This window comes from Streptomyces sp. R11 (assembly GCF_041051905.1).
Taxonomy (GTDB): domain Bacteria; phylum Actinomycetota; class Actinomycetes; order Streptomycetales; family Streptomycetaceae; genus Streptomyces.
In genome coordinates this window covers 1,040,226-1,067,173 of the sequence record NZ_CP163432.1, presented here as the reverse complement: position 1 = coordinate 1,067,173, position 26,948 = coordinate 1,040,226, and the positions used below count along the sequence as shown (strand labels likewise).

24 protein-coding genes and 1 pseudogene are annotated in these 26,948 nt (G+C 71.6%); 12 read left to right on the top strand and 13 right to left on the bottom strand.

What is annotated here, in order from left to right:
- The first annotated feature begins 39 nt into the window (after nt 1–39).
- Genes paaA through paaE form a run of 5 tightly spaced genes read left to right on the top strand, consistent with a single transcriptional unit; the run spans nt 40 to nt 3,767 of the window.
- Complete coding sequence (gene paaA, locus AB5J55_RS04905; RefSeq protein WP_328883354.1) at nt 40–1,017, top strand: 1,2-phenylacetyl-CoA epoxidase subunit PaaA; 978 nt, start codon at nt 40–42, stop codon at nt 1,015–1,017.
- Nucleotides 1,014–1,307, top strand: a complete 294-nt coding sequence (paaB, locus tag AB5J55_RS04900; RefSeq protein WP_328429416.1) for a 1,2-phenylacetyl-CoA epoxidase subunit PaaB — start codon at nt 1,014–1,016, stop codon at nt 1,305–1,307. Before paaA ends, paaB begins: the two co-directional genes overlap by 4 nt.
- Nucleotides 1,308–1,317: 10 nt before the next feature.
- Nucleotides 1,318–2,145 (top strand): 1,2-phenylacetyl-CoA epoxidase subunit PaaC, encoded by an 828-nt coding sequence (gene paaC / locus AB5J55_RS04895; RefSeq protein ID WP_369269467.1) that lies wholly within the window; start codon nt 1,318–1,320, stop codon nt 2,143–2,145.
- On the top strand, nt 2,139–2,651 hold the full coding sequence (gene paaD / locus AB5J55_RS04890; RefSeq protein ID WP_369269466.1) for a 1,2-phenylacetyl-CoA epoxidase subunit PaaD: 513 nt from the start codon (nt 2,139–2,141) through the stop codon (nt 2,649–2,651). Before paaC ends, paaD begins: the two co-directional genes overlap by 7 nt.
- Nucleotides 2,652–3,767, top strand: coding sequence for a 1,2-phenylacetyl-CoA epoxidase subunit PaaE (gene paaE, locus AB5J55_RS04885; protein WP_369269465.1), 1,116 nt, complete (start codon nt 2,652–2,654; stop codon nt 3,765–3,767).
- A 118-nt stretch (nt 3,768–3,885) separates the two neighbouring features.
- Here the strand turns inward: paaE and AB5J55_RS04880 are convergent, their stop codons facing one another.
- A complete protein-coding gene (locus AB5J55_RS04880) occupies nt 3,886–6,051 on the bottom strand; it encodes a TerD family protein (protein WP_369276094.1) in 2,166 nt (721 codons plus the stop codon).
- Between the two features lie 168 nt (nt 6,052–6,219).
- On the opposite strand from AB5J55_RS04880, the gene AB5J55_RS04875 reads away from it, so the two are divergent.
- Nucleotides 6,220–7,173: a Dyp-type peroxidase gene (locus AB5J55_RS04875; RefSeq protein WP_369269464.1), complete on the top strand. Its 954-nt coding sequence runs from the start codon at nt 6,220–6,222 to the stop codon at nt 7,171–7,173.
- 120 nt (nt 7,174–7,293) lie between these two features.
- Here AB5J55_RS04875 and AB5J55_RS04870 read toward each other — a convergent pair whose 3' ends face one another.
- Entirely contained in the window at nt 7,294–7,686 is a 393-nt protein-coding gene (locus AB5J55_RS04870; RefSeq protein ID WP_369269463.1) for a DUF5997 family protein, read from the bottom strand.
- A 58-nt stretch (nt 7,687–7,744) separates the two neighbouring features.
- Between AB5J55_RS04870 and AB5J55_RS04865 the strand changes: the two genes are divergently transcribed.
- Nucleotides 7,745–8,539 carry a LysR substrate-binding domain-containing protein gene (locus AB5J55_RS04865; RefSeq protein WP_369269462.1) on the top strand — a complete coding sequence of 265 codons (795 nt, stop codon included), beginning with the start codon at nt 7,745–7,747 and terminating at the stop codon, nt 8,537–8,539.
- Between the two features lie 28 nt (nt 8,540–8,567).
- On the opposite strand, the gene AB5J55_RS04860 is transcribed toward AB5J55_RS04865, so the two are convergent.
- From AB5J55_RS04860 to AB5J55_RS04845, 4 genes are all read right to left on the bottom strand, one after another.
- A complete protein-coding gene (locus AB5J55_RS04860) occupies nt 8,568–9,020 on the bottom strand; it encodes an SRPBCC family protein (RefSeq protein WP_369269461.1) in 453 nt (150 codons plus the stop codon).
- Between the two features lie 58 nt (nt 9,021–9,078).
- Nucleotides 9,079–11,925 carry a beta-L-arabinofuranosidase domain-containing protein gene (locus tag AB5J55_RS04855; RefSeq protein ID WP_369269460.1) on the bottom strand — a complete coding sequence of 949 codons (2,847 nt, stop codon included), beginning with the start codon at nt 11,923–11,925 and terminating at the stop codon, nt 9,079–9,081.
- A gap of 164 nt (nt 11,926–12,089) precedes the next feature.
- On the bottom strand, nt 12,090–12,776 hold the full coding sequence (locus AB5J55_RS04850; protein WP_369269459.1) for an HAD family hydrolase: 687 nt from the start codon (nt 12,774–12,776) through the stop codon (nt 12,090–12,092).
- A 19-nt stretch (nt 12,777–12,795) separates the two neighbouring features.
- Nucleotides 12,796–13,275, bottom strand: coding sequence for an Lrp/AsnC family transcriptional regulator (locus AB5J55_RS04845; RefSeq protein ID WP_369269458.1), 480 nt, complete (start codon nt 13,273–13,275; stop codon nt 12,796–12,798).
- 244 nt (nt 13,276–13,519) lie between these two features.
- Between AB5J55_RS04845 and AB5J55_RS04840 the strand changes: the two genes are divergently transcribed.
- Both AB5J55_RS04840 and AB5J55_RS04835 read left to right on the top strand, forming a co-directional pair.
- A complete protein-coding gene (locus tag AB5J55_RS04840) occupies nt 13,520–15,010 on the top strand; it encodes an FUSC family protein (RefSeq protein WP_369269457.1) in 1,491 nt (496 codons plus the stop codon).
- Nucleotides 15,011–15,428: 418 nt separating this feature from the next.
- Entirely contained in the window at nt 15,429–16,481 is a 1,053-nt protein-coding gene (locus tag AB5J55_RS04835; protein ID WP_369269456.1) for a lactonase family protein, read from the top strand.
- A gap of 99 nt (nt 16,482–16,580) precedes the next feature.
- On the opposite strand, the gene AB5J55_RS04830 is transcribed toward AB5J55_RS04835, so the two are convergent.
- From AB5J55_RS04830 to AB5J55_RS04815, 4 genes are all read right to left on the bottom strand, one after another.
- Entirely contained in the window at nt 16,581–17,504 is a 924-nt protein-coding gene (locus tag AB5J55_RS04830; protein ID WP_369269455.1) for a sirohydrochlorin chelatase, read from the bottom strand.
- A 120-nt stretch (nt 17,505–17,624) separates the two neighbouring features.
- Complete coding sequence (locus tag AB5J55_RS04825) at nt 17,625–18,602, bottom strand: N-acetylglucosamine kinase (RefSeq protein WP_369269454.1); 978 nt, start codon at nt 18,600–18,602, stop codon at nt 17,625–17,627.
- Nucleotides 18,599–19,276 carry a uracil-DNA glycosylase gene (locus tag AB5J55_RS04820; RefSeq protein ID WP_369269453.1) on the bottom strand — a complete coding sequence of 226 codons (678 nt, stop codon included), beginning with the start codon at nt 19,274–19,276 and terminating at the stop codon, nt 18,599–18,601. Before AB5J55_RS04820 ends, AB5J55_RS04825 begins: the two co-directional genes overlap by 4 nt.
- 73 nt (nt 19,277–19,349) lie before the next feature.
- Nucleotides 19,350–20,435 carry a WD40/YVTN/BNR-like repeat-containing protein gene (locus AB5J55_RS04815; RefSeq protein ID WP_369269452.1) on the bottom strand — a complete coding sequence of 362 codons (1,086 nt, stop codon included), beginning with the start codon at nt 20,433–20,435 and terminating at the stop codon, nt 19,350–19,352.
- A 278-nt stretch (nt 20,436–20,713) separates the two neighbouring features.
- On the opposite strand from AB5J55_RS04815, the gene AB5J55_RS04810 reads away from it, so the two are divergent.
- Complete coding sequence (locus AB5J55_RS04810) at nt 20,714–21,301, top strand: hypothetical protein (protein WP_369269451.1); 588 nt, start codon at nt 20,714–20,716, stop codon at nt 21,299–21,301.
- A gap of 455 nt (nt 21,302–21,756) precedes the next feature.
- Here the strand turns inward: AB5J55_RS04810 and AB5J55_RS04805 are convergent, their stop codons facing one another.
- Nucleotides 21,757–23,454 carry a DNA alkylation response protein gene (locus tag AB5J55_RS04805; protein WP_369269450.1) on the bottom strand — a complete coding sequence of 566 codons (1,698 nt, stop codon included), beginning with the start codon at nt 23,452–23,454 and terminating at the stop codon, nt 21,757–21,759.
- A gap of 75 nt (nt 23,455–23,529) precedes the next feature.
- Between AB5J55_RS04805 and AB5J55_RS04800 the strand changes: the two genes are divergently transcribed.
- Nucleotides 23,530–24,273 (top strand): PaaX family transcriptional regulator C-terminal domain-containing protein, encoded by a 744-nt coding sequence (locus AB5J55_RS04800; RefSeq protein WP_369269449.1) that lies wholly within the window; start codon nt 23,530–23,532, stop codon nt 24,271–24,273.
- Between the two features lie 170 nt (nt 24,274–24,443).
- Here the strand turns inward: AB5J55_RS04800 and AB5J55_RS04795 are convergent, their stop codons facing one another.
- Nucleotides 24,444–25,226 carry a pectate lyase gene (locus tag AB5J55_RS04795; protein WP_369269448.1) on the bottom strand — a complete coding sequence of 261 codons (783 nt, stop codon included), beginning with the start codon at nt 25,224–25,226 and terminating at the stop codon, nt 24,444–24,446.
- Nucleotides 25,227–25,295: 69 nt separating this feature from the next.
- On the bottom strand, nt 25,296–26,276 hold the full coding sequence (locus AB5J55_RS04790; protein WP_369269447.1) for a polysaccharide lyase family 1 protein: 981 nt from the start codon (nt 26,274–26,276) through the stop codon (nt 25,296–25,298).
- Nucleotides 26,277–26,588: 312 nt separating this feature from the next.
- Here AB5J55_RS04790 and AB5J55_RS04785 point away from each other — a divergent pair.
- Nucleotides 26,589–26,911: pseudogene (locus AB5J55_RS04785) on the top strand (esterase); the annotation flags it as partial.
- Nucleotides 26,912–26,948: the final 37 nt, after the last annotated feature.

The window sequence follows — 26,948 nt, the reverse complement described above, 5'->3', positions numbered from 1 at the left end:
TGGATACCGAACGAATGGTCGGTTGGGAAGCGGGAATCGATGACGACTTCACACTCCGCCGAGGCGCCCCCCGAAGAGCCGCTCCAGGAGCACTTCGACGCGACGATCTCGCGCGACCAGCGGATCGAGCCGCGCGACTGGATGCCGGACGGCTACCGGAAGACGCTGATCCGGCAGATCGCGCAGCACGCCCACTCGGAGATCATCGGCATGCAGCCCGAGGGCGAGTGGATCACGCGCGCCCCGTCGCTGCGCCGCAAGGCGATCCTCTTCGCCAAGGTGCAGGACGAGGCCGGCCACGGGCTGTACCTGTACTCGGCGGCGGAGACCCTGGGCGCCGACCGCGCGGACCTGACCGACCGGCTCATCGAGGGCCGCCAGAAGTACTCGTCGATCTTCAACTACCCGACCATGAGCTTCGCCGACGTCGGCGTGATCGGCTGGTTCGTGGACGGCGCGGCGATCTGCAACCAGGTGCCGCTGTGCCGGAGTTCGTACGGGCCGTACGCCCGCGCGATGGTGCGGATCTGCAAGGAGGAGTCCTTCCACCAGCGGCAGGGCTACGAGCTGCTGATGACGATGATGCGCGGCACCGACGCCCAGCGCGAGATGGTGCAGGACGCCGTGAACCGCTGGTGGTGGCCGTCGCTGATGATGTTCGGCCCGCCCGACGACGCCTCGCCCAACTCCGCGCAGTCGATGGCCTGGAAGATCAAGCGGCACAGCAACGACGAGCTGCGCCGGCGCTTCGTCGACATGACCGTCCCGCAGGCCGAGAAGCTCGGCGTGACCCTGCCGGACCCGGAGCTGCGCTGGAACGCCGAGCGCGGTCACCACGACTTCGGCACCCCCGACTGGGACGAGCTGATGCGGGTCATCAAGGGCGACGGGCCGTGCAACGACCAGCGGATGGAGCGGCGCAGAAGCGCCCACGACGAGGGCGCCTGGGTCCGCGAGGCGGCCACCGCCCACGCGGCCAAGCAGGCCGCCCGTGCGGAAAAGGGAGCGGTGGCATGAGCGCCGACAAGCAGGGATGGCCGCTGTACGAAGTGTTCGTACGGGGCAAGCGAGGGCTGAACCACGTCCACGTGGGCTCGCTGCACGCCGCCGACGACCGGATGGCGCTCACCCACGCGCGCGACCTGTACACGCGACGCAACGAGGGCGTCAGCATCTGGGTGGTGCGCTCCGAGCACATCACCGCCTCGACCCGCGACGAGAAGGACCCGTTCTTCGAGCCCAGCGCCGACAAGGTCTACCGCCACCCGACCTTCTACGACATCCCCGACGACGTTCCGCACATCTGAAGGAGAGGGCATGAGCGACGACCACGTCTACATGACCCTCGCCGAGGGACACGACGACGACACCCGCTGGGCCTACGGCACCGGCTTCGAGGACCCGCTGCACGGCGTGGACACCACCGTGCCCGAGGGCATCGACGCCGGTGAACTCGCCGCCGTCTGCGTCGCGTTGGCCGACGACGCCCTGGTCGCGGCACAGCGCCTGGGCGAATGGGTCACCCGCGCCCCCGAGCTGGAGGAGGAGGTGGCGCTGGCCAACATCGGCCTCGACCTCCTCGGCCAGGCCCGCCTGCTCTACTCCCGCGCCGGCCAGGCCGACGGCACCGGCCGCGACGAGGACGCCTACGCCTACTTCCGCGACGCCGGCGACTTTCGCAACGTACGCCTGGCCGAACTGCCCAACGGCGACTTCGCGTTCTCGATCGTCCGGCTGCTGGTGTTCTCCAGCTGGCGCCTCGCTCACTTCGAGCGGCTGGCGTCGCACCCGGACCCCGTCCTGGCGGCGATCGCCACCAAGGGCGTCAAGGAGCTGGCCTACCACCGGCAGTACGCGGCGGAGTGGGCGGTGCGCCTGGGGGACGGTACGGAGGAGTCGCACCGCCGGATGCGCCGCGCCCAGGAGCAAGCGGCCCCCTACCTCGGCGAGTTGTTCACGGCGTACGACGTCCGCGACGAGGTCGTGACCGTCCTGCGCCAGGTCACCCAGGCCGCCGGACTGCCCATGCCGGTGTACCGGCCGCTGCCCGGATCCGGCCGCGACGGCGAGCACACCGAGCACCTCGCCCCGCTGCTCGCCGAGTTGCAGGGCGTCGCCCGTGCCCACCCGGAGGCGACATGGTGACCGCCGTGCTCGACGCCCGGCGCGCCCGGCGCATCGCCGACCGGGTGCCGGACCCCGAGCTGCCCATGCTCACCCTGGCCGACCTGGGCGTCCTGCGGGACGTAGAGCTGACCGAGGACGGCACGGTGGTCGCCAGCCTGACCCCGACCTACTCGGGGTGCCCGGCGATGGCGGAGATGCGGGCGGACGTCGCGGCGCGCCTGCGTGAGGCGGGGTACGAGCGCGTGGAGATCCGCACGGTGCTCGACCCGCCCTGGACCAGCGACTGGATCACCCCGTCCGGCCGCCGCAAGCTCACCGAACACGGCATCGCGCCGCCCGGCCCCGCCCCGCGTGGCGCAGGTCCGGTCGCGCTCGTGCTGTCACCCACCCGGCACGCGGTGACCTGCCCGCGCTGCGGCTCGGCGAACACCGAGGAGACCTCCCGCTTCGCCGCCACGTCCTGCAAGGCGCTGTGGCGCTGCCGCGCCTGCCGCGAGCCGTTCGAGTACGTCAAGGAGATCTGAATGGAAGGCCTGAGGGAAGAACCGACGGCTGCGTCGGTACGCCCGCGCCCCCGCCGCCGTCCGGCCTTCCACGCCCTGCGCGTCGCCGCCGTGACGCCCCTGTGTGCGGACGCCGTCGCCGTCGGGTTCGACATCCCGGCGGAGTTCGCCGAGGAGTTCGCGTTCGCGCCCGGGCAGTCACTGACCCTGCGGCGTGCGATCGAGGGGCGGGACGAGCGGCGGTCGTACTCGATCTGCTCGCCGGTCGGATCGATTCCGCGCATCGGCGTCCGGGTCGTGCCCGGCGGCCTGTTCTCGTCCTGGCTCGTCAACGACGTACGCCCCGGCGACACCGTCGAGGTGATGGCCCCCACCGGCGCCTTCACCCCCGACCTCACCACGCACGGCCATCACGTGCTGATCGCGGCGGGCTCCGGCATCACGCCCATGATGTCCATCGCGGAATCCGTCCTGGCCGCCGACGACCGCTCGACGGTCACCCTCCTCTACGGCAACCGCCGTACCGACACGGTGATGTTCGCCGACGAGCTCGCGGACCTGAAGGACCTCTACCCGGCCCGGTTCCAGCTTGCCCATGTGCTGTCCCGGGAGCCGCGCGAGGCCGAGGTGCTGTCGGGACGTATCGACGCCGAACGTCTCTCGACGCTCATCGACGCGCTGGTCGACGTGCAAAGCGCCGATCACTGGTGGCTGTGCGGACCGCACGGCATGGTCCGGGATGCGCAGGGGGTCCTGGCGGGCCTCGGCGTTCCGACCGAGCGGGTGCATCAGGAACTGTTCTACGCCGACGACGAGCCCGTCCGGGAGGCGGTCCACGAGGAGAGCGGTCCGCAGGGGCCCGTCAGCCAGGTCACGATCACCCTCGACGGCCGGTCGACCACCGCCGCCCTGCCGAGGGAGCGGTCCATCCTCGACGGCGCCCAACGGACCCGTCCCGACCTGCCGTTCGCCTGCAAGGGCGGCGTCTGCGGCACCTGCCGTGCGCTGGTCACCGACGGCAAGGCGGACATGCGCCGCAACTTCGCCCTGGAGACGGCCGAGGTGGACGCCGGCTACGTCCTGACCTGCCAGTCGTACCCGGTCTCCGAGACACTGACCGTGGACTACGACAGCTGACGGCCGGACGAGCTGAGCCGGCTGGAAGAGTTGAGTGGCGAGGAAAGCGAAAGGACTAGTTCAAGAAGGAGTTGAGAAGGAAGTCCCTTCATGGCCTCGCCACGGCCGACTCTAACAGTCACGCGGGGATCAGGTCGCGCAGATTTTCGGGGGTCAGGATCCGAGAGTCCGGGTGCAGCCCGTCGGGGCGCTGGAGACCGATGTAGGTGACCGGACCGTCGGGGACCTTCGCGCCGTCCCACAGGGTCGTGGTCGTGGCGTCCATCAGGTCGGTCAGGTAGCGCACCGTCAGCTGCTCGCGCTGCACGATGCCCCGCAGCAGCGTCGCGACCGACACCCGGTTCTCCTCGACCCGGTTGGCGACCGGCGTCCCCTTCAGGTACAGGTGCAGCCACTTGGCACGCCACCGCCCGTCCGGCCCCCGCAGGAACGCCAGCGGCAGCGCGACCCGGCCCGGCCCGCGCAGCTCCGACTTCATGCGCACGGTACGCGGCTCGAACGGGCGGCCCTGCTGCTCGCCCTCACGCAGCATGAACCCGAAGAACGACTCCTCGACCTCCTCGAAGCCCTCGCCGGCGAAGATGTTCACCTGCGGCACGATGAAGTCGCCGCGCACGGCACCCAGCCGCAGATTGATGAACTCCGAGGCCCCTTCGGGTGCTTCGGTGATGTCACCGGAGTGCTCGCCCTCCAGGTCCTTGAGGTTGGTGTACGCCAGCCAGCAGACCGTCGCGAATTCGGCGTCCAGCATCAACGCCGACAGGTCGTAGTCGGTGCGCCGCTCGGCCTCCTTCCAGTACACGAAGAACCGCAGCAGCTCGCCGTCCACCGGAGACAGTGAGCCACGGGGCAGCACGCCGAGCCCGGCCGCGCTCGCCCGGCCGCTGAGCGGCAGCGCCACATCCAGCACGTCCGGGTCGATCAGCAGGTGGCCCGGAGCCGGCAGCCGGCGCCGTATCTCGGCGTCCAGTACGGCGATCAGGCGCTCACGCTCGGGCGGCAACACGGGCGGACGGTCGTCCTCGGTGACCCAGGCGCGGCCCAGCCGGTTCACGAACACCCGGCGCTCACCGGTGTCCTGCGCGCGGTTGGCGAGGTGCTCACGCACCGACAGCACCACCCGGCCGGACACCTCGCCCACGACCTCCTCGGCGGCGGACGCCACCGCGAGGCGCTCGTCCTGGTCGAGGGCCAGCCGCAGCAGCCGGTCCAGGGAGCGGAACAGCTTGCCCGGCGCGGACTTCAGCAGCTTCGCCGCGCCCGTGATGTCGTTCATGCCGAGCAGCTCCTCGACCCGGCTGTCGAAGGAACGGGCCTCCTTATCGCGCCGGGCGACCGCGAACACGTCGGCGGCGTGCGGCCACCGCGGGTACTCGTGCGGGTGCAGCCGCTCGCCGAGCCGCTTCCACGCCTCGCGGTGCGCATGCACGTCGGCCAGCTTGGCCGGGGAGGCGGCGACGACCGTGTCCAGGCCCGCGAGCAAGGCGCGGCGCACCGGACGGGACAGCGCCCGGAACCGGGTCGGCGCCTGCAGCGACACGTCGCCGCCCGACAGGGCGCAGGCCAGCCGCAGCACATCGGTGACCGTGTCCAGCAGCAGTTCCGCACCGGCCTTCAACCGGGCCTCGTTCACGACGGCACGGTTCTCCCGCACGGGGATCGTCTCGGGCTGCGGCGCGTCCACACAGTGCCCGGCGAGGACCCGCAGATCGCGCAGGTCCTCCTCGCCCAGCGGCGTGCTGCTGCCCGCCAACGCCAGGTACAGGGACGCGACTTCGGCGTCCGTGTCGCCGCCGAGGTGCAGCACCGTCATACGGTCGCCCGCCGCGGCGATCAGTTCCTCGTGGTGGCCGAGCATCTCCGTGTAGGTGTGCTGGTAACGGCCGTACGACGGCAGGGTGAGGAGGTTGACGAGCCCGTCGCTCAGCTGCTCCAGAACGCTCGGGCGCGCGGCGTCGTCGGCCAGCGCCTCGGCGACGCAGCGCATCCAGAAGTCGTACGTGTCCGGCACGTTGGCCGGGAAGTCGACGAAGTACACGTTGTGCCGCACATGGTCGCCGACCATCTCGCGCACCGTGCCCAGTGTCCGCACGGCCGTGTCGACGACCGTGCCCTCGGACAGCCCCGACAGCCGCGCCAGCAGCTCCGCCGACAGCTTGAAGCCCACGGACATGAGCGCCGCGTCGAACTGCCGTGCCGCGACGGCGCCTTGCCCGGCGGGACCCACGGGGGAGGGGAGACGGTGGACGTGCCGGATGACCAGGGGTTCGAGACGGTGGACCATCCCGGGATCGTCCCAGAGCAGGGCGAGCGGGCGCACTCGGGTTTTCGTCTCCGAGGCGGGCATCCACACCCCTCCTACGCGCCGGGAGTGCGGAAATTTGGCGGGTATCGTTCCCGGTTCGGCCGGGCATCGTTAGTTGGCGGGGTTTGAGGGTCAGAGAGGGGAAATATGCCGTCGTCGTCGATGCGGTCGATCGATGCACAGCCACAACCGGTGCTCAGTCCGCCGGCGCCCGTCGCCGTCTTCCTGGTGGTGACGATCGAGCCGGGTGGCGAACCCGCCGTGCACGATCTGCTCACCGGTCTCGCGGGGCTCATACGCGCCGTCGGGTTCCCGAGTCCCGACAGCGGCCTGTGCTGCGCCACCGGAGTGGGATCCGTGGCGTGGGACCGGCTGTTCGGGGATCCGCGTCCGCAGGAGCTGCATCCCTTCAGGGAGTTGGAGGGGACGCGGCACCGCGCCGTGTCGACCCCCGGTGACCTGCTCTTCCACATCCGGGCCGCCCGCACCGATGTGTGCTTCGCCCTGGCCGCCGAGATCATGAAGCGGCTGCGCGGCGCGGTCACCGTCCAGGACGAGGTCCAGGCCTTCGCCTACTTCGACTCGCGCAACCTCCTCGGCTTCGTCGACGGCACCGAGAACCCCGTCGGCCAGGCGGCGGCCGACGCGGCGATCGTCGGTGACGAGGACCCCGCGTTCCGCGGCGGAAGCTACGCGATGATCCAGAAGTACGTGCACGACATCGACGCCTGGGAAGCCCTCGCGGTCGAGGCCCAGGAGAAGGTGATAGGCCGCTCCAAGCTGACCAACATCGAACTCGACATGCCCGGCTCCCACAAGGACGTGAACACGATCACCGGCCCGGAGGGGGCGGAGCTGGAGATACTGCGGGGCGCGATGCCGTTCGGCAGGCCGGGGCACGGAGAGTTCGGCACGTACTTCGTCGCCTACGCGCGTACTCCCGAGATACCGGAGACCATGCTGCGGAAGATGTACCTCGGCGGTCCGGAATCCGGCCCCGACCCGATCCTCGATTACTCGGAAGCGGTCACCGGAACCCTTTTCTTCGTCCCATCAGCCACGTTCCTGGAAGCACTACCGGAACGGCCGGCAGTGGACTGATCCTGGCCGGCAGGAGGCGGGCTGCACGCGTGCGCAGGGGCGGCTCGCCTCACCCGGCGACGGCGACGGCGATGGCGATGGCGGGGTGGCAGCGGCAGGGAGGCACCAGCACCGGAGAGGTCAGGACTGCTCCGCCGCCCGCTCCGCGTCCCGCTGCTTCAGGCGGGCCGCCTCCTTGCGGACCTCGGCCTGGGTCGCGCGCTCCTTGACCAGCCACTCGGGCTGCTCCTGCTTCAGGGCCTCGATCTGCTCGGTGGTGAGGGCCTCCGCGACGCCGCCGCGGGCCAGCCCCGCGATGGACACGCCCAGCTTCTGCGCGACGACGGGACGGGGGTGCGGCCCGTTCGCCCGCAGCTCCTGCAGCCACGCGGGCGGTTCCGCCTGGAGCTGGTTCAGCTCCGCGCGGGTGACCACGCCCTCCCGGAACTCGGCGGGGGTGGCTTCGAGGTACACACCCAGCTTCTTGGCCGCGGTCGCGGGCTTCATGGTCTGGGTGCTTTGGTGCGACGTCATGGTCTCAAGGGTATCGACTGGGTGAACCGCCGCCGACCACGGCCGGTAGCCTGGCCTGGTGACAGGCTCGGAAGTACCCCCGTCGTTCCGGCTCGCCTACGTCCCGGGCGTGACCCCCGCCAAGTGGGTGCGGACCTGGAACGAGCGCTTCCCCGACGTACCCCTCACCCTCCACTCGGTGACCGCCGCCGAGGCCCCGGACGTGCTCCGGGACGGTGGCGCCGACGCCGGTTTCGTACGGCTGCCGGTCGACCGTACGGTCCTCAGCGCGATCCCCCTCTACACCGAGACCACGGTCGTCGTCGTCCCCAAGGACCACGTCGTCTCGGCGGTCGACGAGGTGACCGCCGAGGACCTGGCCGACGAGGTCGTCTTCCACCCCCTCGACGACGTCCTCGACTGGGAGCGGCCGCCGGGTCAGCCCGCCTTCGAGCGCCCCGCCACCACCGCGGACGCCGTCGAGCTGGTCGCGGCGGGCGTCGGCCTGCTCGTCGTGCCCCAGTCGCTGGCCCGGCTCCACCACCGCAAGGACCTCACCTACCGGCCGCTGGTCGACGCCCCCCAGTCGAGCGTCGCGCTGTCCTGGCCGGAGGACGCGACCACCGATCTGGTCGAGGACTTCATCGGCGTCGTCCGCGGCCGCACGGTCAACAGCACCCGGGGCCGTACGACGTCACAGTCCCCGGCCGCGACGGAACAGCCGAAGCGCAAGCGCCCCGAGGCCGCCGGCGCCTCTCGGCGGCAGTCCGGAGCCGGGGGGCGGAGCGCCCGCTCCGGTTCGGGCTCCGGCGGAGCCAAGGGCGCGAAGGGCGCCAAGAGCCCCCGACGCGGCAAGCCTCGCCGCAGGTCGTAGCGGACGGCCGAAGAGCCCGGCTGGCGCGCTACCCGGTGCGTTCCGTGAGCCTGCGTTCCAGGTCGCGCAGGTCCTTGCCGATGTTGTGGCGGACATGGCGGGCCATGATCGGGGCCGCCGGCCGGTAGACACCGCCGGGGCCGCCCCGGACGCGGATGCGCGCGAGGGTGCCGTCCGCGTGCGGGTCGAAGGCGTAGGTGATCTGCATCGGCACCGGGCCGGCCACTGCCACCATGTCGAGCAGCCGCGGGAAGTCGTACGACGCCACGCGCAGCACGTAGCCGATGTGCCGACCCAGGAAGTGCGCCGTCCGCTTGACCTCGGCGCCGACCCCGAAGCCGCCCTCGTCGGCTTCGCGGGTCAGCTCCGCCCTGCGGATGCCCTGGGTCCAGTCGCGGTCGTGGCGCCAGTCCATGGCATAGGCGGCAACCTGCTCGGGGGGAAAGGGGATCACCCGCTCCGCCGACACGTCGATCGTCATGGCTCCAGCATCCCCGCGCCTGGAGTCGAGCGCTCGGCGCGGGGACCAGGTCACCGGGTCAGGGAGCGTACGTCCCCTGCTCCGCCGTACGGACGACCGTCTGCCCGTTGGTCTGACTCAGCAGACCGTCGGTGACCCAGGCGCTCACGGTGGACCGCACGCGCGAGACCAGCGCACCCTTGTTGGCGAAGGGAGCCCCGGCCCAGATCTCGTCCAGCAGCGTGGTGCCGTCGGACTTCGCGGGGTTGGCGACGCCGGAGTCGGAGTTGCCGAAGATCAACCGGGGTTCCGAGCGCCGGAAGTAGGCGTGGGTCGGGTCTTCGGTGCCCTCGAAGAAGGGGGCGAACTCGGTTCCGGCGAGGGTGTGGTGGAGTGGCTTGCCGGACACGGGAGTGAGCGACGGCAGCAGGTCGCCCGACAGGCCGGCGTTGCGGTACAGGCCCAGCTGCAGGTGGCTCGTTGAGGAACTGCGGCCGACGAGGTTGACGGGGCCGTAGAACAGCGTCTGCAGCGCAGGGTCGTCGATCGCCTTCTCCGCCCTCAGCCGGAAGGGCATGGAGATCCGCACGGTGTCTCCGCTGCGCCACGTCCGCGACACGGTGAAGTAACTCCCCGGCGTCGGAGTGCCGCTCACCGCACTGCCGTTGACCGTCACCCGGAAGCCCGCGGTCGCCCACGACGGCACCCTCAGCCGTAGTGCGAAGGCGGCGGCGCCGCCGATGGTGAGGGTGGAGCCCTGCTCGCGCGGGAACGTGGTCGCCTGAGTGAGCGTCACACCCTTTTCCGTCCATGTCAGTTGGGACGGGCTGTAGAGGTTGACGTACAGCGCGCTGCCGTCGGCGGCCTTGAAGTACACCGAGTCCTGGTATTTGGTGGCGCTCTCCATGCCGGTGCCCTCGCAGCAGGTCGTGCCCTGCTTGGGCGTGTAGTCCCGCACATGACCCGGCGTCAGCCCGATGAAGTACGTGACCAGCGGCTTCTCGGCGTCTGCCTTGTCCTGCTTGGAGCCGAGGACCTGGTTGTAGAGCGCCCGCTCGTAGTAGTCCATGTACTTCGGCTGCTGCTCGTGGAAGAACAGCGTCCGGCTCAGCTTCAGCATGTTGTACGCACAGCACGTCTCGGCGGTCGTGTCGCTGATCGTGCCCGCGATCACGTCGCGCGCCTTCCAGAACTCCGCGGTACTGGTGCCGCCGATTCCGTACATGCGGTGGGGGACGACCATGCCCCAGAAGTTGCGGGCGGCGTCGAGATAGCGGGCCTCGCCGGTGGCGTCGTACAGTCGCAGGTACCCGGTGAAGATCGGTATGTGCTGGTTGGCGTGCAGCCCGTCGAGGATGTCGGTGTTCGCGGCGCAATTGTCGATGAGCCGGTCGAGGTCGAACAACTGGGCCAGCGCGAGGTGTTCGGCCTTGCCGGTGATCGCGTGCAGATCGCAGATCGCCTCCACGATGCCGCCGAACTCGCCGCTGGAGAACAGCCCCCACATACGCTGCAGCGCGGCCTCGGGCAGCTTGGACAGCCGGGAGTACATCCAGTCGCACATGCCGGACGCGAGATCGAGGGCCCGGGCGTCGTCCGTGGTGAGGTACGCGTCCAGCACACCTCTGAGGATCTTGTGCGCGGTGTAGTACGGCGCCCACACCTTGGTGTAGTCGCTGCTGGTCCGCGACTCCAGGTCGATGAACTGCGTCTCCGGGTACGCCGCCAGGAAACCGGGGTGGCTGGGCCCGCCCCAGGTGCGGCGCAGGGTGGCGGTGAGGCCACGGCCGGAGGCGTCGGCGAACGTCCCGCCGGAGGTCTCGTCGAAGGCGTACGAGGCCAGGTTGCCGCGTCCGGCGGAGGCGTCGGCGGCCCGGCTGCTCTGCAACTGCGTGATCTCGGCGGCGGTGAGGGCGCGCGACCAGACGTTGAACTCGTCGTAGGCACCGGCGAAAACGGGGTCCGTGGCGAAGTTGGAGCGGCCGAGCCAGTTGTTGGTGAGGGAGCCGAGGGCGGCCGGGGTGAGGGACATCGCCGTGTTGCGGGCCACGGCGGTGCCGTTCACGTACAGCGTCCCGGTGCCGCCCGCGATCGTGACCGCGAGGTGGCTCCACTGATTGAGCGGCAGCGCGGCGGTGCCGTCGAGGCCCTGTTCGCCGCCCGGCCCGTTGGTCGTGATGGCGAACCGCGGCAGACCTGCGGCGTTGCGGGCGGCCAGGTACAGGTAACGGGTGGTGTCGTTCCCGAAGTCGAAGACCCGCGTCCAGTTTGCGTCGTGGGTGGGCTTCACCCAGGCGGACAGGGTGATCGCGGAGGCGCCCCCGAGGGCGGCGGCGGGCAGATCGACGTACTGGTGGGAGCCGCGGACGTGCTCGGTGGCGGTGCCGAACTTCCCGCTCGCGCTCAGCACCACGGGGTCCTTGCGCAGCGCCGCGCGCACGTCGGTCAGTGCCCCGACCATGGTGCGGATCTTCTCGACGAACACCTGCTCGCCGGTGCCGGCATAAGCCTGCGACAGCATGGTCAGGAAGTGCCCGGTGTAGTGCCCGCGCAGGTTGCCGTTCGCCTCGCCGTCGAGCCCCTCCCAGCCCCCGGGCGCCACCGCGCCGCCGGTGGAGAGGCCGGCATTGGCGCGGAAGACCTGCAGCAGCCGGTTCACGTCGTAGCCGCGGGCGTGGTCCAGCATCAACTGCCTCTTGTCGGCGAAGAGTCCGGGCCTGAGTGCCACGTCGTCGAGGGCGAAGGGCTGGACGGTCCAGGTGGAAGGCGTGACGGCCACGGACTGCGCCTCCTGAACGGCGGCCGGGGCGGCCCAGGCGGCCGAGGCGGCCGAGGCCCGGCCGGTTGCCGAGTGGCTGATCGCGGGAACCGCCGCGGCGAGGGCGGCGGCCTGGAGAAGGGATCGTCTGGAGAGGGGCGGGGCCATGTGTACTCCTCCACGAGGGGGACGAGCGTTCGGCGTTCGGGATTACGAACAGCGTACGAATAGTCGACCAGACGATAGGTAGGAGGCGGGCGAGGGTCAACGGGTCCGGGGCGTTCCAATTCCGTTCGCACTTCCGGCCGTTCGGCTCGTCGGCCGGCAGGGCCCTACCTCGTCCGGCGCAGCCAGTCGTACGCCGTACGCGTTGTGAACTCCTCCTGTCCGCCCCGCAGCAGCAGACCTGCTGTCGCGAACTCCGGGGAGTCCGCCTGGGTGGCCACGTACGGGATGGCGATGCAGCGCATGCCGGCCGCGTGAGCGGCGGCGGCGCCCGGGGCGGCGTCCTCGACGACCACGCAGTCGGCCGGTGCGGCGCCGAGCCGGCGGGCCGCTTCGAGGAAGACGTCGGGGGCGGGCTTGCCGTGGTCGACCTCGTCGGCGGAGACGACGGTGTGCAGATGGGCGTCCAGGCCCGTGCCGGACAGGATCGCCGTGATGGCCTTCAGGGACGAACCCGAGGCAACGGCCAGGGGGATGCCCTCGGTCGACAGGAGCTCCACGAACTTGCGCATCTCGGGGTAGGCGCGCGTGGAGGTGCGGGCCAGATCCAGGTAGCGGCGGTTCTTGGCGGCGAGCAGTTCGTCCACGGACGCCCGCAGGCCGTATTCCCGCTTCCAGCGCGTGACCGTCTCCAGCGTGCTGATGCCGACGTACCGCTCGTGATCCGACCATGTGAAGTCGGGAACCCCGTGCTCGGCGAGGACCTGGCGTCCCGCCTCGTAGTAGTTGGGCTCGCTGTCCACGAGTGTTCCGTCGAGATCGAAGATGACCGAAGTGCTGCCGAGACCGCTCATGGCCCCAGGATGTCAAAGGTCATCTGCGGGCCGCTGCCCGCCCGATCGACTCCACCAATGGCAGCAGCCGGTGCGGGACCCGCTCGCGCAGGGCCACCTCGGAGCGGGTGCGGACCACACCGGGCAGGCTGATCAGCTTCTGGATCACGTCCTCCAGGTGGGCGTTGTCGCGGGCCACCACCCGGGTCAGCAGATCGCCCCCACCCGTGATCGAGAACGCCTCGACGATCTCCGGCACGGCGGCGAGCTCGTCGCCCACGTCGTCCAGGTGGCCCTGGGTGACCTCGATGTGCACGAACGCCAGCACCGGATGCCCGAGCGCGGCGGCCGAGAGGGCCGGCCCCGTGCCGGTGATCACGCCCTCCCGCTCCAGCCGGTCGAGGCGTGCCTGCAGCGTGCCCCGCGCGACGCCGAGGATGCGGGCGTACTCGCGCACGCTGGTGCGGGGCTGCTCCAGCAGCAGCCGCAGGATGCGGGTGTCGAGCTCGTCCACGGCCATGCCGTCCGGCCTCCTTCGCCCCGTGTCGCAGCCGCGTCCGCCACGGACTGCCATGGGCCGTCATAGGCCGTAATGGGCCGTTGGCTCGCCGATGGACGCACGGGGACCGCTATGTCTGTGCCAATGGCTCAGCATTCTAGATGCCGCTTGAGCCAGGATGCTCCTGGATGCTGCAATGAGCCTGTCGATGGCGCTGCGGATCCCGCGGCGCCTTTTTCATGCCGGAGCAAAGGGGCGGAACGTAGTGCTGAAGAGGGTGTTCGTGGCGCCGGACCCGGGGCGGGCGCGGCTGCGCTTCGCCGCGCGGGCCGTGCTCGGCATCGGGCTCGCGGTCGTCGTCTGCGGACTGGCCGGACACTCCCTCGTCGGTGCCGTCACCGGCGGGCTCGCCGCGCTGCTCGCGCTGTTCACCGTCACCGACGCCACGGTCCGCGGACAGGCGGTCACCACCGCCCTGCTGCCGCTGGTCGGCCTGCCCGTCCTCGCGGCGGCGGCCGAACTGCACGACCAACCGGTCGTCCGCGACCTCACCTTCCTCGCCATCGTCGGCGCGGGCGTGTACGCGCGCCGCTGGGGGCCGCGCGGGCACAGCCTCGGGGTGTTCGCGTTCATGACCTTCTTCGTGGCGCAGTTCCTGCAGGCCACCCCGGGCCGGCTGCCCGAGCTCTACGCCGCCGTACTGCTGTCCCTGCTGACCGCGTCCGCGGTGCGCTTCGGGCTGTGGTGCTACGAACGCCGTCTGCCCCCGGCGCCGGTACCGGCACCACCGGGCGGCACCGGGCTGGCCCGCGTGACCACACGGCAGGCGATCCAGGCCACCGCAGGCGCGGGCTTCGCGCTCGTCGTGGGCCAGCTGGTGTCCGGGCACCGCTGGTACTGGGCCGTCGGCGCCACGTGGTGGATCTTCGTCAACACCACCTCGCGCGGCGAGACCCTGGTCCGCGGCTTCCGCCGGGTCCTCGGCACGGTGATCGGCATCGCCCTCGGCCTTCTCGTCGCCGTCCCGCTGCACGGCGAGACGATCCCGACGGCCGCGCTCCTCGCCGTCTGCGTCTTCGGCATCTTCTACACGGCCGCCGTCTCCTATACGTGGATGATGCTCTGCGTCACGGTGCTCGCCGAGCTCCTCTACGGCCTGCTGGGCGTCCTCGATCCCGCCCTGCTGGCGCTGCGGCTCGCCGAGACCGGCGTCGGGGCGCTGGGCGCCGTGCTGGCCGTGCTGTTCGTGCTGCCCGTGACCACGCATGCCGTCAACGACGCCTGGATCCAGCGCGCCCTGCGCTGCGTCCACGCCGCCACCGCCGAGGCCGCCGCCCGCCTGGGCGGGGACGACACCGCCGACCCGGCCTTGCGGCTCGCCGAGCTGGAGCAGCTGCTCGGCCGGGTGCGCCTTGCCCTCGCACCGCTGGTGCATCCGCTGAACCCGATGTCGGCCCGCAAGCGGCGCGCACGCCACGTACTGGCCCTGCTGGACGACTGCGCCCGGGAGATCCGCGGCCTGGCCGCCGTCGCCGCCGACCCCGAGGCCTCGCACGACGCCCGCCTGGCCGCGGCGTGCTGGCGCGTCGAAGCCGCGGTCGAGGCGCTGACCGGCGGTGCGGACGTCGACGCCCCCCACACGCACCCGACGGAGTCGGATCCCGCACTGACCCATCTGCACGGCCTGGAACGAGCCCTGTCCGAACTGTCCCAGCCCCTGCGCACACCGTCCGGGTCACGACTCGTCGGAGCGTGAGAACGCCGGCGTGCGGGAGACCCTCCCCGGGTCCGGACCCTCGCCCCCAGGCCGCCCCCGGACGGCCGCCGGAGCGCCAAGTCGGTTTGTCGGCCATCCGGAGGGTGGATCACGGGATCCTCCGGGTACCCGGCGCCATCGGACGCAAGGAACCCGCGAGCCGTGCGGGAGCGGCCCGCGGGTGAGCCTCCTGGGGTGCGCCCGCGGGGCCCCTCAAGCAACGCCACGCCCGTCTGCCACCGGACCTGGGAGTCGGGGCAGCGGTATCGCGCCCGCACGCATCACCCCGAGGCCAGAGCCCGGGCCGGGGGCGAGGGTCGACCGTACGCGCCGACGTTTTGAACGGCTCTTGGTCTAGACCGATGATGATCCGCTGCTACCGTCAGCCCGGACGGCACCCGACCGGAAGGGGACTGCGGTGGCAGATGGTGGCAGGCGGGCACGGCGGGCCTACATCGGGTCGTTCACGGCGGCCGGCGGCCCCGGGATCGTGACGGCGTACGTGGCCGCGGGCAGCGGAGCGCTCACCGTCCTGGGAGGCGTGGACGACGTGCCCGACCCCGCGTACCTGGCCCTGTCGCCGGGCGGCGAAACGCTCTACGCGGTCAGCGAGACGGCCGAGGGCGCTGTGGCCGCGTACCGCGTGACCGGGGACAAGCCGGAGCTCATCGGATCACCGGTCCCGGTGGGCGCCGGCGGACCGACCCACCTCAGCCTCTTCGCCGGCCACGTCCTGACCGCCAACTACGGCTCGGGCAGCGTCACCGCCGTGCCCGTCCGTGCCGACGGCACCCTCGCGGGCGCCCCGTCCGCAGTCCTCCAGCACACCGGATCGGGCCCGCACACGCCGCGCCAGCAGGGCCCGCACGCCCATCATGTGCAGCCCGACCCGAGCGGACGCTGGGCCGTCAGCGTGGACCTCGGCACCGACTCGGTGCGGGTGTGCACGCTGGCCGGCGGCACACTCGACATGCACCGGGAGATCGCCCTGCGGCCGGGCTCGGGCCCTCGCCACCTGGCCTTCCACCCGCACGGCCCGTACGCGTACGTCGTCAACGAACTCACCCCCACCGTCACCGTCTGCCACTGGGACGCCGACGACGGCACGCTCAAGCCGCTGACGGAGACGCCGGTCCTGCCGGGCGGCCCGGCCGGCGACGCCTATCCCTCCGGCATCGTCGCCTCGCCCGACGGCCGCTTCGTGTGGACCGCGACCCGCGGCGAGGACGTGCTGTCGACGTTCGCCGTCGAGGGCGAGGAACTGCGGCTCGTCGGAACGGTGATCTGCGCCGGCCACTGGCCGCGCGCGCTCACCGAGGCGGACGGGTTCCTGTACGTGGCGAACGAGCGCTCCGGTGACGTCGCCTGGTTCGCCCTGGACCCCGACACCGGGCTTCCGCGCTACGAAGGCTCGATCGAGGTGCCCGCGGCGTCCTGCGTGATCATCGGCCCCGACGTCGGCAGGGCGTGACCGCACGCCGAAGGGCCCGCTCCGGACGTGGAGCGGGCCCTTCGGCGTTACGACCGGGACGCGCACGTCAGACGTGCGGTCACGTGCACATGGGCGGCGTCAGCGGACCGGCGTGCCCTGCGCCTGCTGCGGGGCGATGCCCAGCGCCGTCGTGTACTTCGACAGGGCGAGCTTGCCGATCGCCGGGTACGGGCCGAGCGCCTCGGCGGCGGAGCAGCCCGCCTCGTGAGCGGCCTCCGCGACCACGCTCGGGTCGATCTCCGGCCCTATCAGGTACGGTGCCAGCGCCAGCTGCTGGGAGCCCGAGGAACGCAGCTGCTCGGCGACCGCCGAGATCGAGCCCTCCTGGTCCAGGGCCGCCGCCATCACCGGCACGGCCAGGCGCGCGGCGAGCAGCATGCCGGTGATCCCGGCCGCCTGCACGGCCTCCTCGCCGCCGACGGAGGCCAGGATGATGCCGTCCGCGGCCGTGGCCACGGTGAACAGGCGGGCACGGTCGGCGCGGGCCAGACCGGCCTCGGACAGGCGCACGTGCAGTGCCTCGGCGAGCAGCGGGTGCGGGCCCAGCACATCGGTCAGGTCGGCCGCGACGCGGCTGTCCATCACAGCCTGGCGGATGACGCGCAGCAGTGCGCTGTCCGGGCCGGCGAGCAGCGGCACGACGACGGCGACGGGGCCCTCAGGCTCCTTGGCCTCCACCCCTGCGGCGATCGCCTGCTCATAACGGGCGGCGCGCTCCTCGGCGGCGTGCACGAGCACCGACTGGAGAGTGGGGAACTCCACGTCGTCGCCGTCGACGTACCCGATCCGGGCGTCGAGGCCGGGGAGCTCGGAGCGGGCGATGCTCACAACCTCCTCGGCGAGACCGCGGGTCGCGGCGCTAGGCGTGCCCGGCACCGCGAGGACGAGCGCGGGCGCGCCCTCGGGAGCCGCCAAGGGCTCGGGTCGGCGGTGCCGCCCGGGCTGACGAGGTCGCGGCATTCGTACTGGCAGGCCGGACGCGGGCCCAGTGGGGGAGCTCATGGCGACGCATGTTACTGGCTTCTTGGGCTCCCCTGTTCGGGGAGGGTGCAGGTGAGCGGTATCCGTCCGCTTTTGTCTGATTGAGTTACGTGCAGAGTGGAACCGGGCGGCCTAGGTGGATCAGTCCCGCTTGTCGTTCACCACGCAGAGCATCGCCTCGTCACTCGGCAGAGTGAGCGAGTCCGTCGCGAGATCGGTCGCGATGCGCACCGACCCGTCGAGCGGATCCCCCGCTGCCGGCACCCTCCGTGCGTGCGGCACGCGCTTGGCCAACTCCTCTTCCAGGGGTACGACGAGAGGATCACCCATCTTGAACAGGCCGCCGGTGAGCGCGACTTGAGGCTCCCCGGCCGTGGGGCAGACGGCGGTCGCGGAGTCGGCCATGTGCCGTGCGGCGGCCCGCAGGACGTCGGCGGCCACCGGATCGCCGTCGGCGCACGCGGCCACGTGCGGAGCGAAGGAGGCCAGGACGGCAGGGCGGTCCGGCCGTGGATACAGCTTCCCGGGCAGCCCCCGCACCGGGCCGAACAATTCCTCGGCGCGGGCCAGCAGTCCGGCCGACCCGCCGGGCCGCCCGTCGTGCGCGCGCAGCGCCGCCTCGAGCCCGGCCCGTCCGATCCAGGCGCCGCTGCCGCAGTCGCCGAGCAGATGCCCCCAGCCGTCCGCGCGGCGCCAACTCGCCAGGTCGGTGCCGATCGCGATGAGTCCCGTACCGGCGGCGACCACGGCACCGGGCCTCGGCCCGAGGGCGCCGACATAGGCGGTGACGGCATCCGCGGCGAGCGCGACCCGCCCGATGCCGAACTCCCGCCGCAGCGCGCCCGGCAGTTCGGCGCGCAGCGCATCACCCAGGCTGGCCATCCCGGCGGCCCCGACGGCGGCCGCGTCCAGCCGGCCCACTCCGGCCTCGGCCGCCAGCGCCCGCACCATGGGCACGAGTTGCTCCATGAAGTGCCCGGGGTCGATGCCCCGATCACCGGTGCGAACCGGTTCGCGGGATTCCCGCCGGGCCCTCGCCCCACGGCCGACGGTGCCGACGACGACTCGCAAACCGGACCCTCCTGAGTCGACGGCGAGGAATCCGGAGGGGGCGGTCACGGCAGGCGCCAGTCCACCGGCTGTCCTCCCTGTCCGATCAGTAGGTCGTTGGCCCGGCTGAACGGGCGGGAGCCGAAGAAGCCGCGGTCGGCGGACATGGGGGAGGGGTGCGCGGACTCCACCGACGGGAGTCTGCCGAGAAGGGGACGGAGGTTGCGGGCGTCTCGGCCCCAGAGGATGGAGACCAGCGGCTTGCCGCGTCCGGCGAGCGCGCGGATGGCCTGCTCGGTGACCTCCTCCCAGCCCTTGCCGCGGTGGGCGGCCGGTTTGCGCGGGGCGGTGGTGAGAGCCCTGTTGAGCAGCAGCACGCCCTGCTCGGTCCATGGCGTCAGATCGCCGTTGGACGGCTGCGGCAGCCCCAGGTCGGTGTTGAGCTCCCGGTAGATGTTGATGAGGCTGCCGGGCAGCGGACGTACGTCGGGCGCCACCGAGAACGACAGCCCCACGGCATGTCCGGGTGTCGGATACGGGTCCTGTCCGACGATCAGGACCCGTACGTCGTCGAAGGGCTGCTGGAAGGCCCTCAGGACGTTCGGCCCGGCCGGTAGATAGGTGCGCCCCGCGGCGATCTCCGCGCGCAGGAAGTCGCCCATCCCGGCGATCCGTTCGGCAACGGGTTCCAGGGCCTTCGCCCAGCCCGCTTCGACGATTTCATGCAAGGGTCGTGGTGCCACGGGCGTCACCTTACTGCCGTACCGGCGGCGGTGATCAACCAGTGGCCAAGGCCGGCCCCTGAGCCCCGACGGCTCATCCGACCACCGCGGCCCTGACGCACAGCACGTCCGGCAGATGCGACGCCAACTGCTGCCAGCTGTCGCCGTCGTCGGCCGACGCGAACACCTCGCCGTTGCGATTGCCGAAGTACACGCCCGCCGGGTCCGCGTCGTCCGTGCACATCGCGTCGCGCAGCACCGTGCCGTAGTGGTCGTCCTGCGGCAGTCCCGCCGACAGCGGCTCCCAGGTCTTGCCCGCGTCCGCCGTACGGAAGACGCGACAGCGGTGGTCGGCAGGGACGCGGTCCGAGTCGGCGGTGATCGGGAACACGAACGCCGTCTCGCCGCGGTGGGGGTGCGCGGCCACGGCGAAGCCGAACGTGGACGGCAGGCCCTCGCCGATGTCCGTCCAGTTCGCACCCGCGTCGTCGCTGCGGTACACGCCCCAGTGGTTCTGCAGATACAGGCGGTCCGGCGTCGCCGCGTCCTGCGCGATCTTGTGGACGCACTGGCCGAACTCAGGGTTCGGATCCGGCAGGAACACGGCGGCGACACCGGAGTTGGACGGCGACCAGCTCGCACCGCCGTCGGCCGTCTTGAACACGCCGGCCGTCGAGACGGCGACCGTCACGGCCTGCGGGTCGCGCTTGTCGGTGATGACGGTGTGCAGGCCCTCGCCGCCGCCGCCCGGCACCCACTTCGACCGGGTCGGGTGCTCCCACAGCGGGCGGACCAGCTCGAAGGTCTCGCCGCGGTCCTCCGAGCGGTACAGCGCCGCCGGTTCCGTCCCCGCGTACACCACGTCGGGCTCCGCGGCCGCCGGGTGCAGCTGCCACACGCGCTCCAGGGAAGCGTCCGTGTCCTTGGGGAACTTGACGGCCGGCTGAGCCGGTTCGGTCCACGTGCGGCCCAGGTCGTCGGAGTGGAAGACCGACGGGCCCCAGTGGGCGCTGTCGCCGCCCGCCAGAAGTCGCGGACGCTCGCCGCGAGTGTCGATGGCGACCGAGTACACGGCCTGGGCGTTGAAGTAGGGACTCTCGTCGAACTCCCAGGTGCCGCCTCGCCTCCGCCCGATGAACAGGCCCTTGCGCGTGCCCACGGCGAGCATTGCCTCGGTCATGCCGACCACCTCCGCGACGTCTTTGTCTCAGGTACCGGCCAGTCTGCACCCCGGCACTGACAGTCACCTCTGGAAAGGCTTACGTCGCAGGTCAGCGCGGCGATGATAGCCCTCCGGCGGGAGCCGCGGGCACTTTCGCGAAGACGCCCGAGAGGGCCGCGTGACCCGTGCCACGGTCGATCCCGGTACGTGCAGTGAGCATCCGCCTCCCGTCTCCCGTATGGGATGGCGGCCGGTCCGGCAGGCACGTTCGTGCGCTCATGAGGAGGAAGCCTTCGATGGCGTTCCGTGGTCCGAAGGTGTGGCTGTGGCGCTGGCGGCGCAATCCGCTCAAACGCCGGGCCGACACGGTGGAGGCCTGGGTGCTCCTCGCCGCCTGGGTACTGACCGTCCTGTGCGGAGTGCTCGCCGGCCTGGCGACGGCCCGCACGGTGGAGCACGGAATGGCCCGGGAGCGCGTCGAGTGGCGGCCCGTCGTGGCCCTGCTCACCGAACAGGCACCGGGCACGTTCGACGCGCGCTCCGGCACGTCGAGCAGCCAGTACGTATGGGCGAAGGTCCGCTGGAGCACGCGTGACGGTTCCCCGCACACCGGCCAGGCCCGCGTCCGCCCCGGCAGCGGCGTCGGCACGCCGGTCACCGTTTGGACGGACCCGCAGGGCCGCCTGGTGACCCGGCCCGCCTCCCCCTCCGAGGCCCGCACCCGAGCCACCCTGGTCGGCGGCCTCGCGGGCCTCTGCGCCGCGTCCGTCCCCTTCGTCGCCGGCCGAGCCCTCCGCAGCCGCCTGGAGAGCCACCGCATCGACCACTGGGGCTACGAGTGGGCACGCTTCGGGCCGCTGTGGGGTGGTCGGACGACGGGGTGACGGCCGTAGGGGAGCCCGGCCCGTGGCTGCCTCGGCGGGCGCTGGAGGCGGCCCGCAGCTGCCCCCACCTCGGCCAGGAAGCAGCGCGGTCCCAGCTGCGATCGAGGCCGTGCGGGGCACCGGTCGGTTCCGCCCCGCGGGGCATGCCGGACCGTGCTCATGGCTGATCCGCCGGCCCACATCCCGCGGGCGGCGCGCCGCCATCGATCGGACTCCCGGCGCGGGGAGCCATCGATGGCGGCCCGCCCCACGCGGGTTGGTTCGCACGCAGCCGGGGGGCGCCCCAGCTAGTCAGTACCGCTCTGTCCTTGCCGCCTCGGTGACGCCTTTCTCCTTGCCGACTCGGGGACGCCGCGAAGCAGTCAGCCTCGCGCCGCTTCAGTCCCCTCAGCCACTGCGGTGCCACCGCACGACCCCGGGCCTCACCTCAGCGCTCAGTCCTCAGTCCTCAGCCGTCATCCCTCAACACCCGGCAGCGCCCGTCCCAGAATCCCGTCCACGTCCGCCGCGTCCGGCAGCGTGCCGAAGGCGTGACCCCAGTCGCCGCCCAGTCGGGTGGCGCAGAAGGCGTCGGCGATCGGTGTGGGGGCGTGGCGGATCAGGAGGGAGGCCTGGAGGGTGAGGGCCATCAGCTCGACCAGGCGGCGGGCGGAGGCCTCGGAGCCCGCGGCGAGCAGCGACTTCAGGCGGGCCACCGACGCGTCCAGACGCGCGTCCGCCCCCTGCGCCAGGGCAAGTTCGGCGAAGAGCGCCTCGGCAGTGCCCGGCTCCCGGCTCAACGCCCGCAGCACGTCGAGGGCGTTGACGTTCCCCGAGCCCTCCCAGATCGACAGGAGCGGAGCCTCGCGGTAGTGGCGGGGCATGCCCGACTCCTCGACGTAGCCGTTGCCGCCGAGGCACTCGAGGGCCTCCGCCGTGAAGGCCGGACCCCGCTTGGTGACCCAGTACTTGCCGACGGCGGTGGCGATCCGGCGGAACGCCGCCTCGGCCCCGTCCGCGTCGTCCCCGCGCACCACCCGGTCGGCCGCGCCGGCCAGCCGTAGCGTGAGCGTCGTGGCGGCCTCGGACTCCAGCGCCAGGTCGGCCAGGACGTTGCGCATCAGCGGCTGATCGACCAGCCGCGCCCCGAACGCGCTGCGGTGGCGCACATGGTGCCCCGCCTCGACGAGCGTCTTGCGCATCAGCACCGCCGACGACATCACGCAGTCCAGCCGGGTGCAGTTGACCATCTCGATGATCGTCTTGACGCCCCGCCCCTCGGGCCCCACCAGCCAGGCGACGGTCCCGTCGAACTCGGGCTCTGAGGAGGCGTTGGAACGGTTGCCCAGCTTGTCCTTCAGGCGCTGGATGCGGAACGTGTTGCGGCTGCCGTCGGGCAGGACTCGCGGCACGAGAAAGCAGGACAGCCCGCCGGGCGCCTGCGCCAGGACCAGGAAGACGTCGCACATGGGCGCCGAGGTGAACCACTTGTGCCCGCGCAGCGTGTACACCCCGGGCTCGGCCGTCGGTGACGCCGTGGTGGTGTTCGTGCGGACGTCGGAGCCGCCCTGCTTCTCGGTCATCCCCATGCCCGCGAGCAGACCCGGCTTCTCGGTGGGCACGCGCAGCTCCGGGTCGTACTCCCGGCTGGTCAGCAATGGTTCGTAGACCTTCGCGAGCTCCGGCTGCCGGCGCAGCACGGGGACGGCGGCGTACGTCATGGACGTCGGGCAGCCGTGCCCCGCCTCCGTGTGCCCCCACACCAGTCCGCCCGCGGTCCGCGCGACATGCGCTCCGGGCCGCTCGTCCGCCCAGGGAGCGGCCGCCAGCCCCTCGCCGACCGCGACCCGCATCAGGTGGTGCCAGCTCGGATGGAACTCGACCTCGTCGACACGATGGCCGTACCGGTCGTGCGTCCGCAGCACGGGCTCGTGGCGGTTGGCCTGCTCACCCCACTCCTGCGCCTCGGCGCTCCCGGCCCGCACGCCCAGCCGCCGGATGTCCTCCTCGGCCCAGGCGGCCCCCTCGCGGCGCAGCCCCTCGATCAGGGCCGTGTCCTCGGAGGCGTCGTAGGGCGCCAGGGGAGGGGGCTGATTGGTGACGTCGTGGGTGCCGTACTGCCCGGACTGCTCCGGCGCGACTCCGGACTGCTCCTGCGCGAGTATCGAGACCATGCCGCCAATGTTGCACCATGGCTGCGGCTGTAGCAATCCTGTAATACACCGAGTCGGCACGTAAGGTACCTGGCCATGCCGAACAACCCGTCACCGCCGACCGACGAGGTGGGCCTGCGCCCGCTGTCCGCCCGGTCGGTCGTCCTGAGCCTGCTGCTGGGTCTGCACCCGCCCGAGCTGCCGGTGAAGGAGCTGGTGCGCAGCGTGGAGCCGTTCGGAATCGCGGGGTCCACGCTGCGGGCTGCGCTCAGCCGGATGGTCGCGGCCGGCGACCTGCGGCGCGCCGACACGGTCTACCGGCTCAGCGACCGGCTCCTGGAACGCCAGCGGTGGCAGGACGACGCCGTGCACCCCGAGACGCTGCCCTGGGACGGCGACTGGGAGATGGTCGTTGTCACCGCCACGGGCCGTGGCCCCGCCGAACGCGCGGAACTGCGCACCGAGCTCACCCGGCTCCGGCTCGCCGAGCTCCGCGAGGGCGTCTGGCTGCGCCCGGCCAATCTGGTCCGGCCCCTGCCGGGCGACCTCGTCCAGGTGGCCCAGAGCTACACGGCCCGCCCCGACCGCCCCGCACCCGAGTTCGCCGCGAGCCTGTGGCCGCTGGACGCCTGGGCCGGCACCGGACGAGCCCTGCTCACCGAGGTCGCCCACGCGCGACGGCCGTCCGACCGTTTCACCGCCTTCGCGGCCGTCGTGCGGCACCTGCTCGCCGACCCGGTACTGCCCCCTGAACTGCTCCCCGCCGACTGGCCGGGCGACCGGCTGCGCGCCGCGTACGCGGACTACCGACGGGAGCTCGCGGAGGAGGTGCGCGCGTGACGGGAACGACGGCTCCGACAGCGCACGCGCGTGACGGACACGATGCCTCCGACGGGGTACGCGCGCGTGCCCGCGACTGACCGCACACGACGCGACGGCCGCCCGAAACGCCGTGCGGGGACGCTTCGGACGGCCGCCTTCACCGTGGGGTGACCACCTGCGAGCGGGTGCTACCGGTAGGTGATGTCCGAGCTGGAGTACAGGCAGTTCGTGCTGTCCGGCCCCGTACCCACGGCCGTGTTGTTGTTGTACTTCTGGCACGGGACGACCTTGCGACCGGAGTCGTTGAGGATCGTGATGCCGCGCAGCGTCGCCACGTCGTTGCGGTTGACGTTGATGCCGACCAGACGCGCGGTGGACCCCGTGCCGGTCACCTCGATGTTGCTGAGATTGACCTTGCGCGTGTACTGCGTGGAGCAGTCGCCGCACGAGCGGTACAGCGTCTTGAAGTCGCTGACGGCGAAGTTGGAGATGTTCAGCGTGCCGGACCCGTTGTGCTGGAAGACCTTGTCGGCGGCCTTCTTGGCGCCACCGCCGGTCACGGTGTAGGTGGAGCCGCCCCGGAAGGTGGCCGCGTCCTCGCCGACGTCCTCCCACCACACGTTCTGCAGGGTGCAGTTGCCCTCGCAGTGGATGCCGTCGGCGCCGGGCGCGCCGATGATGACGTTCTTCAGCGTCGCGCCGGCCGCGAGCTTGAAGATCGGGTCCTGGCCCTCCTCCTGACCGTCACCGGCCAGGTCGCCGCTGCCGTAGTAGCGGACCATGCCGCCGTCGCGGACGCCGGACACGGAGATGGTGGAGCTCACCGGCTGGCTGCTGCTGGGCGTCGGCCAGGTGGCGGCGCTCGCCGGCGGCGCACCGACTGTCGTGATCATGACAGATGAGAGGCCGAGGGCGGTCAGGCCGCCGGTCAGTGCCCGCCGACGGGCGCGGGGCTTTGCTGGTGAAGTCATGTCCCGTATGCCTTCTTCCAGTTGTGGGGGTGTCGGATTGGACGTGCCGGATCTTCCTGGCCTGGGTGGTCAGAGCTTCCCGGCGCCCGCGCCGGACGTCACCGAGGCGACGACGGTGGACGCGGACTCCGCGGTGTATCCGTAGGGCGGCGTGGTGAAGGTGCCGATCCGGGAGATCTCGGTCGCGGCCCCGCCGAGATCGTTGCCGCGCAGGTTGGCGTAGCCGTCCACGTCGCTGCTGCGATTCGTGGTGACGGCGATCTTGGTGTCGTGGAAGACGTTGTTCTCCACGAGCAGTTGGGCGCCCATGCGCGAGTGGCAGGCGGTGTCCGCGCCGGCCACGTAGTTGTTGTAGAAGTGCCCGGTGCCGAAGCGCAGGCTGGGGATGCGCGAGTAGACGTTGCTGAACCGGTTGTGGTGGTACGTCACCTTCAGATGCCCGGTGTCCTCGCTCGCGTTGTTGTCGCTGTGACCGACGAGTGAGCCCTTGAAGTGGTCCTTGAAGGTGTTCCAGGACACCGTGACGTTGTCCGAGCCGTGATTGATGTCCAGCAGGCCGTCGTAGTGGTCCTTGTCGTGGTCGCGGTCGGCCGAGAAGGAGTTGTGGTCGATCCACACCCTCGTCGACTCCTGGACCGTGACGCCGTCGGCCGGCGCCACCGGCTTGCTGATGTTCAGGTTCCGGATGACGACGTTGGTGACCTCCTTCAGGCGCAGCCCGCCGCCTGTGAAGCCGGACGACGAACCGACGCCCAGCACCGTGGTGTTGGAGCCGACGTCCACCTGACCGCTCAGTGAGATGAGGCCGTTGACCCGGACGACCTTGGCCGAGTTGCCGGTGACCGCCGCCTTGAAGGCGTCCAGTGTCGAGACGGTGACGGCCGAGGCGTTGCCGCCGCCGGTCGTCCCGGCGCCGAACCCGACAGGCGCGGTCTCGGCCGCCCCGGCCGGCTGCGGCAGGGCGATGACGGCCGCGGTGGCCAGGACGGCTGCGGCGGCCGTGGCCAGTGCCGTTCTTTGCGGGCGTGTACGTGGGGGGAGAGTTCGCATGCGGGTGCGTCCCTTCAGGAGGAGCGACACGATCATGTAGGTGAATGATGTACGCCATGCAGAACGCCATGAGCGGGCGGTGTGGCCATGTGGGGGTGTCGTGCATCGAGTCAGTCACACTGCTGAACGGAACGTAGGGGGCAAGCGCTTTCTAGTCAACGCTTTGCGCAGAAGAAATCGTCAGCCCTGGTGGGGGTAAGGGCTCTCATGGGCCGAGCGCGGGAGCGAGGGTGGAAGCGCTGCCATGATGAGCGTGTCCATGTCGCGATGCCTCTCCGTGAGGCCCCTCCCGCGACCAGAAGGGACAAGGACGTGCCCACCCCCATCCGCACGACCGCGACAGGAAGCTCCGGACGCTGCTCGCCGCCCTCCTGCCGCTGTTGGCGACCCTGCTCGTCGCCGCCCCCACGGCCGCCGCCCGCACCGACGCCGCCGATGCGGTGCCGACCGCGACGCTGACCGAGGTCACCGACTTCGGCACCAACCCCAGCAACCTGCGGATGTACGTGTATGTGCCGGACAACGTCACCGCCGACCCGGCGGTCCTGGTGGCGGTGCACCGGTGCACGGGCTCCGGACCGGACATGTACAACGGCACCGAGTACGACACGCTCGCCGGCCAGTACGGCTTCGTCCGGGAACAGCGCGGCGCCGGGCGGCTTCACGCTCAAC

Excerpts from the sequence above, each read along its gene's own strand:
- paaD (WP_369269466.1), top strand. The coding sequence starts at position 2,139 with ATGGTGACCGCCGTGCTCGACGCCCGGCGCGCCCGGCGCATCGCCGAC.
- AB5J55_RS04815 (WP_369269452.1), bottom strand. The coding sequence starts at position 20,435 with ATGACCGAGGCAATGCTCGCCGTGGGCACGCGCAAGGGCCTGTTCATC.
- AB5J55_RS04830 (WP_369269455.1), bottom strand. The coding sequence starts at position 17,504 with ATGAGCTCCCCCACTGGGCCCGCGTCCGGCCTGCCAGTACGAATGCCG.
- paaE (WP_369269465.1), top strand. The coding sequence starts at position 2,652 with ATGGAAGGCCTGAGGGAAGAACCGACGGCTGCGTCGGTACGCCCGCGC.
- paaB (WP_328429416.1), top strand. The coding sequence starts at position 1,014 with ATGAGCGCCGACAAGCAGGGATGGCCGCTGTACGAAGTGTTCGTACGG.
- AB5J55_RS04860 (WP_369269461.1), bottom strand. The coding sequence starts at position 9,020 with ATGACGATCGACGTGTCGGCGGAGCGGGTGATCCCCTTTCCCCCCGAG.
- AB5J55_RS04790 (WP_369269447.1), bottom strand. The coding sequence starts at position 26,276 with ATGCGAACTCTCCCCCCACGTACACGCCCGCAAAGAACGGCACTGGCC.
- AB5J55_RS04795 (WP_369269448.1), bottom strand. The coding sequence starts at position 25,226 with ATGACTTCACCAGCAAAGCCCCGCGCCCGTCGGCGGGCACTGACCGGC.
- AB5J55_RS04875 (WP_369269464.1), top strand. The coding sequence starts at position 6,220 with ATGCCGTCGTCGTCGATGCGGTCGATCGATGCACAGCCACAACCGGTG.
- AB5J55_RS04855 (WP_369269460.1), bottom strand. The coding sequence starts at position 11,925 with ATGGCCCCGCCCCTCTCCAGACGATCCCTTCTCCAGGCCGCCGCCCTC.
- AB5J55_RS04805 (WP_369269450.1), bottom strand. The coding sequence starts at position 23,454 with ATGGTCTCGATACTCGCGCAGGAGCAGTCCGGAGTCGCGCCGGAGCAG.
- paaA (WP_328883354.1), top strand. The coding sequence starts at position 40 with ATGACGACTTCACACTCCGCCGAGGCGCCCCCCGAAGAGCCGCTCCAG.
- AB5J55_RS04800 (WP_369269449.1), top strand. The coding sequence starts at position 23,530 with ATGCCGAACAACCCGTCACCGCCGACCGACGAGGTGGGCCTGCGCCCG.
- AB5J55_RS04810 (WP_369269451.1), top strand. The coding sequence starts at position 20,714 with ATGGCGTTCCGTGGTCCGAAGGTGTGGCTGTGGCGCTGGCGGCGCAAT.
- AB5J55_RS04850 (WP_369269459.1), bottom strand. The coding sequence starts at position 12,776 with ATGAGCGGTCTCGGCAGCACTTCGGTCATCTTCGATCTCGACGGAACA.
- AB5J55_RS04880 (WP_369276094.1), bottom strand. The coding sequence starts at position 6,051 with ATGGTCCACCGTCTCGAACCCCTGGTCATCCGGCACGTCCACCGTCTC.
- AB5J55_RS04845 (WP_369269458.1), bottom strand. The coding sequence starts at position 13,275 with ATGGCCGTGGACGAGCTCGACACCCGCATCCTGCGGCTGCTGCTGGAG.
- AB5J55_RS04870 (WP_369269463.1), bottom strand. The coding sequence starts at position 7,686 with ATGACGTCGCACCAAAGCACCCAGACCATGAAGCCCGCGACCGCGGCC.
- paaC (WP_369269467.1), top strand. The coding sequence starts at position 1,318 with ATGAGCGACGACCACGTCTACATGACCCTCGCCGAGGGACACGACGAC.